This window comes from Microbacterium sp. H1-D42 (assembly GCF_022637555.1).
Lineage (GTDB): Bacteria > Actinomycetota > Actinomycetes > Actinomycetales > Microbacteriaceae > Microbacterium.
This window is the reverse complement of record NZ_CP093342.1, coordinates 2,743,240-2,756,132: the sequence shown is the minus strand read 5'-3', so window position 1 is coordinate 2,756,132 and position 12,893 is coordinate 2,743,240. Positions and strand designations below refer to the sequence as shown.

Genomic DNA, 12,893 nt, shown 5'->3' with positions numbered 1-12,893 from the left:
AGTCCGGGACGCGACCTCGTGCGGGGCCGAGTCGGCGAAGCCACGGTAGTCTTCCCACAGATAGCCTGTACTATCTTTGTTCGTAAAGTTTACTAACAAAGGTGTTTGAAACGTGGACGGACCTCAGGGGTCGGCGCAGGCCGGCGTGCAGTTCTCAGGAGCCTTCGGGCCCTCGAGAAAGCTGCGATCGCGCGCGAAACTCCTGCCCGAGTACGCACGTGCGCACAACCGCTCGCTGGTGCTGCAGACGCTATACCACGCAGGTCAGGTCAGCCGCGCGGACCTCGCCCGTGAGACCGGCCTGACCCGTGTCACGATCTCTGACCTGGTCGCCGAGCTCATCGCCGACGAGATCGTCAAGGAGATCGGCGTCCGCGAGGCCTCAGGCCCAGGCAAGCCCGCCACACTCATCGACATCGATCGCAACGGTCACCAGATCATCGGCATCGACATGTCGGGCTCGACCCGGTTCGAGGGCGCGGTGATGAACCTCGACGGCGAGGTCGTCACGCGGGACGCTGTCGAGCGCCCGCCGGGGGAGGACGGCGACGCCACCTTCGCGGTCATGATCGAACTCGCCAGGCGGCTGATCGCAGCATCCGACAAGCCGATCCTCGGCGTCGGCATCGGCACCCAGGGCGTCGTCAGTGCTGATGGCGCCGTGCTCAGCTCGCCCAACCTCGGCTGGCAGGGTCTGCCGCTGCGGGCACGAACCAGCATCGAGTTGGATCTGCCCGTCATCGTCGGCAACGACGCGAACGCGGCCGTACTCGCCGAGTACACCTTCGGCGGCGCCCGCAGCGATTTCATGCTCATCAAGGTCGGCCGAGGTGTCGGCGCCGGCCTCATCACCGGCGGGCAGCCGCTCACCGGCAGCCGGTTCGCGGCGGGGGAGATCGGGCACGTCGTGGTCGGCACCGACGGCGGTCCTCGGTGCGTGTGCGGGCGGGATGGATGCCTGGAGGCCTGGCTCAACGTCGGGCGCCTGAGCGCCGCGATCGAGGAGCGCCCCGAAGCGCGCGACGAGATCCTGCGGGATGCCGGGGCCCGGATGGCCATCGGCATCGCCCCGATCGTCGCGGCCCTCGACCTCTCCGACATCGTGCTGTCAGGTCCTGCCGACCTGCTCGATGACATCTTCCTGCGTGCGGCGGTCGACACTCTGCACGCGCGCACCCTCGACGGCGTCTTCAGCGACATCACGATCCACCGCACCGAGCAGCCCGACATCGTGCTTCGCGGCGCCGCCGTGATGGTGCTCGCGGGGCAGCTGGGCATCTCGTAGCGGGCGCGGTGTAGCAGACTTCCGACTTCGCCGTGCCGGGGCTTCCCGGCATCCGGCGGTCGCTTCGCTGTGCCCGCACTGGGCATCCGAAGCGAGTAATCCACCTGGTCACAGCGATTTCCATCGGCGAGTCCCAATCGTTACTCAAGCCCGCTTGGCGCCCCTGAGGTTTATTTGTTAGGTTGCTGTCCTAACAAACCTCACTCCGGGGTTTGCCTCCGCGTGGAGGACCCCCTCCTGCAATGCAGCACCGAGAGGAAAGACCGAAATGATCCGCAACAAGACGCGCAAGATCGCGTTGACCACCGCGGCGGGAGCAGCTGTACTCGCTCTCGCCCTGACCGGGTGCTCGACCGCCGACGCGGGCGACTCGGGCGAGTCGAAGAACGACCGTCCGCTGCGCGTCTGGGCAGGCAGCACCACCCCGATCACCGCGAACTACAACCCGTTCGCACCCACCGTCCTGCACGGCGCCATGGGCCCGATCTACGAGCCCCTGTTCTTCTTCAACAAGACCGCCGACACCGAGCCCGTCGGCCTGCTCGGCGACTCGTACGAGTACAACGAGGACGGCACCGTCATCACCGTCAAGCTCAAGAGCGACCTGAAGTGGTCCGACGGCGAGCCCCTGACCGCAGAGGACGTCGCCTTCACGTTCACCTACGAGCCGAACAACCCCGAGGCCAACGGCCTCGTCTCGGCCGAGGCGACCGACGACACCACCGTCGTGCTGACCTACAGCGCCGCGCAGTACACCACCGAGTTCCAGCGCCTCGGCTCGACGCTCATCCTGCCCAAGCACATCTGGGGCGAGATTACCGACTTCGCGAACTTCGCCAATGAGGAGCCGGTCGGATCCGGTGCCTACGTGGTCGACGCGACCACCAGCGAGTCGTACACGCTCGTCGCCAACAAGTACTTCCGCGACGCGGACGAGCTCGGCGTGAAGAGCGTGCAGTACATCGGCGTCGACAACAACCAGACGGCACAGGACCTGCTCGCCGCGGGCAAGCTCGACTGGGCCGGCATGTTCATCCCGAACCCCGATTCGGTCACCGGCAACGGCAAGATCGAGTGGGTCAACACCCCGCAGGACCCGACGGTGCTGTACACCTGCTCGAACGCAGACCTGGGCTGCGTCGGCGCACAGACCGACGTGGCAGTGCGCCAGGCGCTGAACGTCGCTGTCGACCGCGGCACGATCAACGACAAGGCGTTCGTCGGCCTGACCGGCGAGATCTCGCCGACGTTCGCGCTCATCCCTCGTGACGAGAAGTGGGTGGCGGACTCCGCGAACAAGCTCAGCCCGCAGAAGGCCGACGCGGCTGCCGCCGGCGAGATCCTCGAGGCGGCCGGCTACGCCAAGGGCTCCGACGGCTACTACGCCAAGGACGGCAAGGTCCTCGAGCTGAGCCTCACCTCGGTGGACGGCTGGACCGACTACAACGACGCCGCCAAGCTGATCGGCGAGCAGGCGAAGGCCGCCGGCATCAAGCTCAACGTCTCGACCGTGCAGTGGCAGGAATTCTCGGATGCCCGTCAGAGCGGGCAGTTCGAGCTGATCATGGGCGGTGTCATCGGCACCTCGGTCGCCGACCCGTTCCAGATCTACCGCGACTGGTTCGGCGGCACCGCTGTCGCATCGACCTCCAAGGTCGGCGAAGAGGTTCCCCCCGGACGCTGGAACTTCAGCCGCTACAACAACCCCGAGGTCGACGCTGCCATCCAGCAGGCCATCAGCACCAACGATGAGGCCGAGAAGAAGGAGATCTACGGCAGCATCCAGGAGCACATCGTGAACGACGTGCCCTACATCCCGCTGGTGATCAACGCGACCCAGACCTTCTACAACTCGAAGGACTTCACGGGCTGGCCGACCGAGGACGACCTCTACGCCTTCCCGCCGTCGTGGGGTTCCATCTCTGCCGGGTACGTCCTGACGCAGCTCGAGCCGGCGAAGTAACGCTCGCACTGATCGATGTCGAGTCGGGGACGCAGGAAGTAAAGGCAAATGAAGTTCTACGCACGAAGGATCGGGTTCTACGCGTTCACGCTGTGGGCCGCGATCTCCCTCAACTTCCTGCTTCCCCGGCTCATGCCTGGGAACCCGGCAGACATCATGATCGCCAAGATGCAGCGCGCAGGCGGTGAGGTCTCCGAGACCACGATCCGCAACATCCGCATGCTGCTCGGCGGCGAGGACATCCCCCTCTGGCAGCAGTACTTCCAGTACTGGGGCCAGATGTTCCGCGGCGACCTCGGCATCTCGGTCACGGACTTTCCCAAGCCCGTCTCCGAGCTCATCGCCGAGGCGCTGCCGTGGACGCTGATCCTGGTGGGCACGGCGACCGTCATCTCGTTCATCCTCGGCGTCGTGCTCGGCGCCTGGACGGGATGGAAGCGCGGCACCTGGGTCGACCACATCATCCCCGCCACCACCGTGTTGCAGTCGATCCCGTACTTCTGGCTGGCGCTGCTGCTGGTGTTCGTCTTCTCGGTGACGCTCGGCTGGTTCCCGATATTCGGAGGGTACGACGTCTTCGAGTACCCGTACGGCCCAGAGATGTCGTGGGCCTTCCTCTCGGATGCTGTCTATCACGCGCTCCTGCCGGCGATCACCATCGTGATCAGCTCGGTCGGCGGCTGGCTGTTCGGCATGCGCAACATGATGGTCTCCACCCTCGCCGAGGACTACGTCCTCACCGCAGAGGCCAAGGGCCTGCATCCGCGCCGGGTGATGACCACCTACGCCGCACGCAACGCCGCCATCCCGTCGATCGCTGGTTTCTCGATCACGCTGGGGTTCATCGTGGCCGGCTCGATCGTGATGGAGCAGGTGTTCACCTACCCGGGTCTCGGCAAACTGATGTTCCAGGCCGTGACCATGAACGACTACGCCCTGATGCAGGGGCTGTTCCTCGTCATCACGATCGCCGTGCTCGGCGCCAACTTCTTCATGGACCTGGTGTACGGGTTCGTCGACCCGAGGGCTCGCCAGAATGTCTGATACCAAGATCGTGTCCGAAAGCCAGAGCGCCGCGTCGGCAGCATCCGATTCCGACACCTCGGCGACCCGCGAGAGCGCCGTCGACGCACCGACGACCGGGCCGTCCAGCACGACCGCCGTCGCGACCTCCCGCACCCGTCGCGCCCGCAGCGGCTCCCCGCTGCGCTCTGCCAAGTTCATCACCGGCGTCGTGCTGGTCACAGGGATCGCTCTCTTCGCGATCCTCGTGCCGCTCTTCGCGCAGGACCCGTACTTCACCGGAAACGACGCGCTGCAGCCGCCGTCGGCCGACCATCTGCTCGGCACCACCAAGCTCGGCAACGACATGTTCTCGCAGCTGGCCACAGGGGCCCGCGGCTCGCTGCTGGTCGGTGTGACCGCCGGCGGCATCGCGATTCTGCTGTCGCTGTTCTTCGGCGTGCTGGCCGGGTACCTCGGCGGCTGGCGCGAGGACACGCTGGCGCTGGTCACCAACGTCATGATCGTCATCCCCGGGCTGCCGCTGATCATGGTCATCGCCTCGTTCGTCTCGAACCGCAGCTGGCAGCTGGTCGCGGTGATCCTCGGCATCACCTCATGGGCAGGTGCCGCCTACGTGCTGCGTCTGCAGGCCCGCTCGCTGCGCTCGCGCGACTACGTGTATGCCGCGAAGGTTGCCGGTGAGAGGTCCTGGCGCACGATCCTCGTCGAACTGATGCCCAACCTGCTGCCGCTGCTGACCGCGCAGTTCCTGTTCGCGATCATCTTCGCGATCCTCAACGAGGCGGGGCTGTCTTATCTGGGGCTCGGGCCGAACTCGTCGATCACATGGGGAACGATCCTCAATGACGCGCAGTCCGGTCAGGCGCTCAGTCGCGGCGCGTGGTGGTGGTTCATCCCGCCTGGGGTGCTGATCGCCACGCTCGGCGCCGGTCTCGCCCTGATCAACTTCGCCATCGACGAGGTCATCAACCCGAAGCTGCGCAACGCGCCGCAGGCCGCCCGCAGTGTGCGCAAGGCCGCCGCGAAGAGCGCTGCGGCGAAGGCCGCAGCGAAGATGGGAGCGTCGGCATGACCGCCACTGCGCTCGAGGCTCAGCTCGAACCTGTGCTCACCGCCCGCAACGTCTCCATCGAGTACGAGGTCGACCCGCCGGTGAAGGCGGTGCGCAATGTGTCGCTCACCCTGCACCGCGGCGAGATCCTGGGGCTGGCCGGCGAGTCCGGCTGCGGCAAGACCACTCTGGCCTATGGTCTCAACCGGCTGCTGAAGCCGCCGGCGCTGATGGATGCCGGCGAGATCACGTTCCACGATCGCGGCGGCGACGACATCGACGTGGTCTCGCTCGGGCCGGAGCAGCTGCGTGCGTTCCGCTGGGACAAGGTCTCGATGGTGTTCCAGGGTGCGATGAACTCGCTCAACCCGGTGATCAGCGTCAAGGCGCAGATCTACGACATCTTCGACACGCATCGTCCCGGCACCTCACGCGCCGAGAAGAAGCGTCGCGCGGAAGAGCTGCTGACGCTGGTCGGGGTCGACCCGAATCGCCTCACCAGCTTCCCTCATGAGCTCTCCGGCGGCATGCGCCAGCGGATGATGATCGCCATGGCACTCGCCCTCGACCCGCAGGTCATGATCATGGATGAGCCCACCACGGCGCTCGACGTGGTCGTGCAGCGCGACATCATCCGCGAGATCATGCGCCTGCGCGAGAAGCTCGGCTTCGCCGTGATCTTCATCACCCACGACCTGCCGATGCTGATCGAGATCAGCGACCGCATCGCGGTGATGCTGCAGGGGCAGATCGTCGAGCAGGGCACGGCAGAGCAGATCTACCGCACCCCGCAGCACGAGTACACCAAGAAGCTGCTCTCCAGCTTCCCCAGCCTTCGCGGTGAGCGTGGCGACTTCGTGCGTCACGGCAGCCGACCCAGTCAGGAGCAGGTGCGATGACCGCCACTCTCGAGGCCCGTGACCTCAACAAGACCTTCACGCTGCGGTCGGGGTTCAAGACCCGCCAGCTGCACGCCGTGAACGACGTGTCGTTCACGATCGAGGCGGGCAAGACCATCGCCCTGGTCGGCGAGTCTGGGTCGGGCAAGTCGACCATCGCTCGGATGCTGATGAAGCTCGAGACCCCGACTTCCGGCCAGATCCTGCTGAACGGGCATCCGACCGGCAACGGCGGCCGAGAGATCTCGCGGTACCGCTCCGAGGTGCAGATGGTCTTTCAGGACCCGTTCGCCTCGCTGAACCCGTACCACTCGATCGGGCACCACCTGGCGCGCCCGCTGCGCATCCACCACCCCGAGCTGAAGGGCCCGCAGGTGCGGGCGCGCGTGATCGAGCTGCTCGAGCGGGTGCGGCTGACGCCGGAGGAGAGCTACATCGACCGGCGTCCACATGAGCTCTCCGGCGGGCAGCGCCAGCGGGTGGCGATCGCCAGGGCGCTCGCGCCGAGCGCGCGGTTCATCGTCGCCGACGAGCCGGTGTCGATGCTCGACGTGTCGATCCGCCTCGGCGTGCTGAACCTGCTGGCCGATCTGCAGCGCGAGGACGACCTCGGCGTGCTCTACATCACGCACGACCTCGCCACCGCGCGGCACTTCAGCGACGAGATCATGGTGCTCTACCACGGTGACGTCGTCGAGCGAGGGCCGAGCGACGAGGTCATCCTGAACCCGCAGCACGAGTACACCAAGCGGCTCTTGAACGCCGCCCCAGAGCCCGAGAACCTGGGCCGTCTGCGCGATGAGGTGCGCCGCGAACTCGCCGCATCGATCTGAGGACCTCTTGCGCTAAATAAGTGGGGACTTATATAGTGCGATTGTGCATGAGTTCGAGGTGCTGGCAGACGCCGTGCGGCGGCGACTCGTCGGGCTGCTCGCGCTGGGGGAGCAGCCCGCGGGGCTGCTGACCGATGTCGTCCGCACAGAATTCGGCATCTCTCAGCCCGCGGTGTCGCAGCATCTCAGGGTGCTGCGTGAGAACGGCTTCGCCACCGTGCGCGCCGAGGGGACCCGTCGCCTGTACGCGCTCGATTCGTCGGGGGTGGATGCTGCCGCTCGCGCGCTCGCAGAACTGACCGATCCGCTCGGGCAGCGCCTCGATGCTCTGCACACCGAGATCGCGCGCGGCCAGCGCGCTGCGGCGAAGGGAGTCGTGGACGAGTCCGCCATCGGCACTCGCTCTGAAGGCGACACGGAGAGGAACGCATCATGAGCATCACCAGTCCGATCATCGAGAGGCATCCATCCGGCTTCCGGCTGGTCTACGACGATGTCTACGTGACCGACATCGACGACCTGTGGCAGGCGATCACCACAGCCGAGCGCCTGGCACGCTGGATGGTCGACCTCACGGGCGATCTGCGCCTCGGCGGCACCTGGGCGGTCGCGGCCCAGGACGACGAACCGTCCTGGGCGACCGGCACCATCACCGCGTGCGACGCTCCTCTCTCGTTCACGTCCACCTGGCACGCGATCGAAGAGGAGCCCACCGAGCTCACCGTGACCCTGGAAGAAGTCGAGGGCGGCACGCGGATGCTGCTGGTGCACACGGGCATCCGCTCGATCTTCTACGGTGCCGGCTGGCAGACGTACCTCGAGCGCCTCGCCGCGCACGTGGCGGGCGAGTCGTTCCTGCCCGACTGGGATGCCCGCTTCGCCGCGCTCTCACCCGAGTACGAGTCCCGGTTCGGGTCTATCTGACTGCTTTCTCGGGAACGGATGGCGGTCGAATCAACGGTTGCAGGTGGATTCCGCGGCATTTCGACCGCCATCCGTTCAATCTCCCGCCATCCGTGCCGGGATACGGGTCGGGTGCCGGTATCGGATGTCGGGATCGGGATCGGATGTCGGGATCGGGATCGGATGTCGGGATCGGGATCGGATGCCGGGATCGGGCGCCGAGTAGGCTGAATGCGTGATCATCGGCACCGGAATCGACCTCGTGGATGTCGTGCGGTTCGAGCGCTCGGTCACCCGCACGCCCCGGCTGCTCGCACGGCTGTTCACTCCCGCTGAGCAGTTGCTGAAGCTGCGTTCGCTGGCCGCCCGCTACGCCGCCAAAGAGGCGCTGATCAAGGCACTCGGCGGCAGTGACGGCGTGTACTGGACCGAGATCGAGATCGCCTCCGAGCCCTCGGGCCGCCCGCACTTCGTGCTGAGCGGGTCGACCGCCGCCGTGGTCGTCGAGCGCGGCATCACCGCCCTGCACCTGTCCATGACGCACGACGCGGGGCTCGCCGCGGCGTACGTCGTCGCCGAGCGATCGGATGCCAGATGAACCCCTTCCGCGAAGCGACGATCAGCCTCGATGCCATCGCCGACAACGTGCGGCACCTGCGGGCGCTCACCGGCGTCGCGGTGATCGGCGTCGTCAAGGCCAACGCCTACGGGCATGGTGCCCCCGCTGTCGCCATCGCCGCGCTCGCGGGAGGCGCCACCCGACTCGGCACCGCCACACTCGATGAGGCCCTCGCGCTGCGTCGCGCCGGCATCACCGCACCGCTGCTGGCCTGGCTGCACGAACCGGGTCGCCGGTTCGACGACGCCGTCGAGGCCGGCATCGAGATCGGCATCTCGTCGATGGAGCAGCTGATGGCAGCATCCGAGGCCACGCCGGCGCCGGCATCCATCCACCTCAAGGTCGACACCGGCCTCTCCCGCAACGGCATCGCCGCGCACGACCTGGAAAGGGTGCTGGCAGAGGCCGCCCGACTGGAGCGCATCGGACGCATCCGCATCGTCGGCATCTTCAGCCACCTCTCCGGCGCCAGCATCGCCGACGACCGCGAGCAGCTCACCCGCTACGAGGCGGTCATCGAGCAGGCCGCATCGTTCGGCATCCACCCCGAGATCCGTCACCTCGCCGCCACCGCCGGCGCCATCGACATCCCCGAGGCGCGGCTCGACGCCGTGCGCATCGGGATCGGACTGTACGGGCTCTCGCCGTTCGCCGACCGCTCCTCGTCGGATCTCGGGCTGCGCCCGGCCATGACGCTGCGCGCCTCGGTCGCCGCCGTGCGCAGGGTGCCCGCAGGCTCCGGCGTCTCGTACGACTACGCGTACCGCTGCGAGAAGGACACCACCCTCGCCCTGGTGCCGCTTGGCTACGCCGATGGCATTCCCCGTCAGGCATCCGGCACGGGCCCCGTGCTCGTGAACGGCCGCCCGCACACCGTCGCCGGCCGCATCGCGATGGACCAGTTCGTCGTCGACGTCGGCGACGAGCCGGTCGAAGTCGGCGACGAGGTCATCGTCTTCGGCGACCCGACGCTGCGCCAGCCCTCCGCGACCGACTGGGCGGATGCCGCAGGCACGATCAACTACGAGATCGTCACGCGCATCGGCGACCGCGTGCCCCGTAGGACCGTGTCATGAGCGTCGATCCCGCGTTCCTCGGGCGGCACGAGATCACGACGTCGGATGCCATGGAGAACCTCGGCCTTCGGATCGGCGAGCAGCTGCAGGCCGGCGATCTGATCATGCTGACCGGTCCGCTCGGCGCAGGCAAGACCACGTTCACGCGGGGGCTCGCTGAAGGACTGGGCGTGCGAGGGCCTGTGCAGAGCCCGACCTTCGTGATCGCCCGCACGCATCCGTCGCTGGTCGGCGGCGCGCCCCTCGTGCACGTGGACGCCTACCGGCTCGGCTCCGCCGCCGAACTCGACGACCTCGACATCGACTTCACCCGCTCGGTCGTCGTCATCGAGTGGGGCCGGGGGATGGCATCCGCCGTCGCCGACTCGTGGTGGGACATCGAGATCGAGCGTCCAGTGGGCGGCGTCGCCGATCTCGCCGACGAGGATCTCGACGCCGACGCCCCTCGCTTCGTGACGATCGACTGCGTCCGCCCCTGACCTCGAGTCCTGGCTGCGGATTCAAGCCCCGTCCGGGAACGGATGGCGGGAGATTGAACGCTTGCAGGTGGATTCCTCGGCGTGTCTCCCGCCATCCGTATTCTTGACCGCCATCCGTACCAGGGGAGCGGGGTTCACCCAGAGCGGGGCGACTAACCTGGAGGAGTGATTCTCGCCGTCGACACCTCTCTCGGCACGGCCGTCGCCGTGATCGATGCTGACGGGCGCACCGTCGCCGAGGCAGCAACGACCGATCCACTCGGACACGCCGAGGTCATCGGCGATCTGCTGGCCGAGGTCGCAGGAGCCTGCTCCGGCATCACGCACGTCGTCGCCGGCATGGGCCCAGGGCCCTTCACCGGCCTGCGCATCGGCATCGCCGCGGCGCGGACGTTCGCGCTCGGCCGTGGCATCCCGGTGATCCCCGTGCCCAGCCATCTCGCGATCGCGCAGACGCTGCTCGACGACGGCGCGGAAGGCCGGTTCACCGTCATCACCGACGCGCGTCGGCGCGAGATCGCGGTGAGCGTCTTCGACGGGGTGGATGCTGATGGCATCCCGAACCTGATCGAGCCGACGTCCCTGCGCAAGAGGGATGAGGAACCGGTGACGCCGGCGCTGTCAGCATCCGCTCTCGCGCGGATAGGCGCACGCGCGCTCGCCGCCGGCCGCACGCTCGCGAGCACCGAACCGCTGTATCTGCGCTCGCCCGACGTCATGCAGCCCGGTGCGCCGAAGCGGGTGAGCGCGTGACCCTGCGACCAGCCGTCCTCGACGATCTCGCCGCGATCATGCAGCTCGAACGCCGCAACTTCGCCACCGACGCGTGGAGTGAAGAGACCATGGGCACCGAGATCGCCAGCGCCCACAACCACTACCTCGTCGACGTCGAAGGCGATCGCATCGTCGGGTACGGCGGGCTGCGTTCCCTGCAGGGCGGGTCGGATGCTGACATCCAGACCATCGCGCTGGATGCCGAGTTCCGCGGACGCGGCAGGGGGCGGATGCTGCTGCGCGCCCTCATCGCAGAAGCCATCGCCCGCGGCGCGCGCGAGCTGTTCCTCGAGGTGCGGGCAGACAACCCCGTCGCTGACGGGCTGTACCGGTCGGAGGGTTTCACCGAGCTCGGCCGCCGCCCGCGGTACTACCAGCCCGACGATGTGGACGCCGTGGTGATGCGGCTGGATCTGCCGGCCTGGGCCGCGCAGAGCGAGCAGGAGGCCGACAAGTGACCACCGAACCACTCGTGCTCGGCATCGAGACCAGCTGCGACGAGACTGGCATCGGGATCGTGCGCGGACGCCGGCTGCTGTCGAACACGATCGCATCCAGCATGGACGAGCACGCCCGCTTCGGCGGTGTCGTGCCAGAGGTCGCCGCCCGCGCGCACCTCGAAGAGCTGCAGCCGTCCATCGAGCGCGCTCTGGCCGAAGCCAAGGTGACCCTCGACGACCTCGACGCCATCGCCGTCACCAGTGGCCCCGGACTCGCCGGAGCCCTCATGGTCGGCGTCGGAGCGGCCAAGGGACTGGCCGTCTCGCTGAACAAGCCGCTCTACGCCGTGAACCACCTCGTCGGGCACATCGCAGCTGACATCCTGACATCCGACGAAGCTGAATCGGAACCTCTCGAGTACCCCACCATCGCGCTGCTGGTCTCGGGCGGGCACACCTCGCTGCTGCACGTGCGCGACCTGACCACTGACGTCGAACTGCTCGGCGAGACCGTCGACGACGCCGCGGGCGAGGCCTTCGACAAGGTCGCCCGTCTGCTCGGCCTGCCCTATCCAGGCGGACCGCAGATCGACCGGGCCGCCATCGGCGGAGACCCGAAGGCGATCCGCTTTCCGCGCGGGCTGTCGAAGGCATCCGACCTCGCGAAGCACCGCTACGACTTCTCGTTCTCGGGTCTGAAGACCGCTGTCGCACGCTGGGTCGAGCGCGCCGAGGCGAACGGCGAGGAGATCCCGCTGGCCGACGTCGCAGCGAGCTTCCGCGAGGCCGTGGTCGATGTGCTCGTCACCAAGGCGCTCGCCGCCTGCGCAGACCGCGGCGTGCCGCGTCTGCTGCTCGGCGGGGGAGTGATCGCCAACAAGCGCCTGCGCGAGGTCGCCCTCGAGCGTGCCGCGGCCGCCGGGGTGGCCGTGCGCATCCCGCCGCTGTCACTGTGCACTGACAATGGAGCCATGATCGCTGGACTCGCCGCCGAGCTGATCTCCAGCGGACGCCGCCCGTCGACCCTCGCCTTCGGGGCGGATTCGACGCTGCCGGTGACCGAGATCCAGGTGAACGAGAGCGTGAACGAGGGCGTGAGCGCATCATGACCGATCCGCGCATCGAGGGCCCGACCCCCGAAGTCGAGAAGACCGAGGGCTCGGCATCGCTGCCTGGTGCGCGCAAGGGGTACGGCAAGCTGCCTACAGGGCCGGTGCCGACCGATGCGACGATGGCCGGAGCAGGACCTGCGGCGGATCCCGGCGAGTTCGTGCCGCATGAATGGGCGCCGGAGTCCGCCGATGACGGGCGGCTCGCGCCGTGGGCGCTGTTCGCGGCGATCGTGGCGCTGGCGACGTCGATGTTCGTCGGCTGGGGGATCCCGGTCGCGATCGTCGCCGTGATCGCGGCGATCATGTCACTGCGTCGACCGGTCGAGAACCGTGCGATCGCGGTGTGGGCGCTGGTACTGGGGCTCTGCGCGACGCTGTTCAGTGCAGGATGGCTGATCTGGGCGACGATGCAGTTCGAGAAGCTGGGGTGACC

General features: G+C 67.7%; 15 protein-coding genes. All 15 read left to right on the top strand.

The annotated features are described in order from the left end of the window. The first annotated feature begins 145 nt into the window (after positions 1 to 145). Positions 146 to 1,285 (top strand): ROK family transcriptional regulator, encoded by a 1,140-nt coding sequence (locus MNR00_RS13125; protein ID WP_241928852.1) that lies wholly within the window; start codon positions 146 to 148, stop codon positions 1,283 to 1,285. 268 nt (positions 1,286 to 1,553) lie between these two features. After that, a complete protein-coding gene (locus tag MNR00_RS13120) occupies positions 1,554 to 3,248 on the top strand; it encodes an ABC transporter substrate-binding protein (protein ID WP_241926362.1) in 1,695 nt (564 codons plus the stop codon). Between the two features lie 48 nt (positions 3,249 to 3,296). After that, a complete protein-coding gene (locus MNR00_RS13115; protein ID WP_241926361.1) occupies positions 3,297 to 4,292 on the top strand; it encodes an ABC transporter permease in 996 nt (331 codons plus the stop codon). Continuing rightward, the gene (locus MNR00_RS13110) at positions 4,285 to 5,346 is read left to right on the top strand and encodes an ABC transporter permease (protein WP_241926360.1); all 1,062 of its coding nucleotides are present in this window, start codon (positions 4,285 to 4,287) and stop codon (positions 5,344 to 5,346) included. The genes MNR00_RS13115 and MNR00_RS13110 overlap by 8 nt, the downstream gene beginning before the upstream one ends. Next, positions 5,343 to 6,224: an ABC transporter ATP-binding protein gene (locus MNR00_RS13105; protein ID WP_241926359.1), complete on the top strand. Its 882-nt coding sequence runs from the start codon at positions 5,343 to 5,345 to the stop codon at positions 6,222 to 6,224. The genes MNR00_RS13110 and MNR00_RS13105 overlap by 4 nt, the downstream gene beginning before the upstream one ends. Further along, entirely contained in the window at positions 6,221 to 7,057 is an 837-nt protein-coding gene (locus MNR00_RS13100; protein WP_241926358.1) for an ATP-binding cassette domain-containing protein, read from the top strand. The genes MNR00_RS13105 and MNR00_RS13100 overlap by 4 nt, the downstream gene beginning before the upstream one ends. 43 nt (positions 7,058 to 7,100) lie before the next feature. Beyond that, complete coding sequence (locus MNR00_RS13095) at positions 7,101 to 7,493, top strand: metalloregulator ArsR/SmtB family transcription factor (RefSeq protein WP_241926357.1); 393 nt, start codon at positions 7,101 to 7,103, stop codon at positions 7,491 to 7,493. Further along, on the top strand, positions 7,490 to 7,981 hold the full coding sequence (locus MNR00_RS13090) for an SRPBCC family protein (RefSeq protein ID WP_241926356.1): 492 nt from the start codon (positions 7,490 to 7,492) through the stop codon (positions 7,979 to 7,981). The genes MNR00_RS13095 and MNR00_RS13090 overlap by 4 nt, the downstream gene beginning before the upstream one ends. Before the next feature lie 214 nt (positions 7,982 to 8,195). Continuing rightward, positions 8,196 to 8,558, top strand: coding sequence for a holo-ACP synthase (locus tag MNR00_RS13085; protein ID WP_241926355.1), 363 nt, complete (start codon positions 8,196 to 8,198; stop codon positions 8,556 to 8,558). Continuing rightward, positions 8,555 to 9,655: an alanine racemase gene (gene alr, locus MNR00_RS13080; RefSeq protein ID WP_241926354.1), complete on the top strand. Its 1,101-nt coding sequence runs from the start codon at positions 8,555 to 8,557 to the stop codon at positions 9,653 to 9,655. Before MNR00_RS13085 ends, alr begins: the two co-directional genes overlap by 4 nt. Continuing rightward, complete coding sequence (gene tsaE, locus MNR00_RS13075; RefSeq protein WP_241926353.1) at positions 9,652 to 10,134, top strand: tRNA (adenosine(37)-N6)-threonylcarbamoyltransferase complex ATPase subunit type 1 TsaE; 483 nt, start codon at positions 9,652 to 9,654, stop codon at positions 10,132 to 10,134. The genes alr and tsaE overlap by 4 nt, the downstream gene beginning before the upstream one ends. A 165-nt stretch (positions 10,135 to 10,299) precedes the next feature. Next, positions 10,300 to 10,887, top strand: coding sequence for a tRNA (adenosine(37)-N6)-threonylcarbamoyltransferase complex dimerization subunit type 1 TsaB (tsaB, locus tag MNR00_RS13070; RefSeq protein WP_241926352.1), 588 nt, complete (start codon positions 10,300 to 10,302; stop codon positions 10,885 to 10,887). Continuing rightward, the gene (gene rimI, locus MNR00_RS13065) at positions 10,884 to 11,366 is read left to right on the top strand and encodes a ribosomal protein S18-alanine N-acetyltransferase (RefSeq protein ID WP_241926351.1); all 483 of its coding nucleotides are present in this window, start codon (positions 10,884 to 10,886) and stop codon (positions 11,364 to 11,366) included. Before tsaB ends, rimI begins: the two co-directional genes overlap by 4 nt. Beyond that, complete coding sequence (gene tsaD / locus MNR00_RS13060; RefSeq protein WP_241926350.1) at positions 11,363 to 12,457, top strand: tRNA (adenosine(37)-N6)-threonylcarbamoyltransferase complex transferase subunit TsaD; 1,095 nt, start codon at positions 11,363 to 11,365, stop codon at positions 12,455 to 12,457. Before rimI ends, tsaD begins: the two co-directional genes overlap by 4 nt. After that, the gene (locus MNR00_RS13055; protein WP_241926349.1) at positions 12,454 to 12,891 is read left to right on the top strand and encodes a hypothetical protein; all 438 of its coding nucleotides are present in this window, start codon (positions 12,454 to 12,456) and stop codon (positions 12,889 to 12,891) included. Before tsaD ends, MNR00_RS13055 begins: the two co-directional genes overlap by 4 nt. Positions 12,892 to 12,893 lie beyond the last annotated feature (2 nt).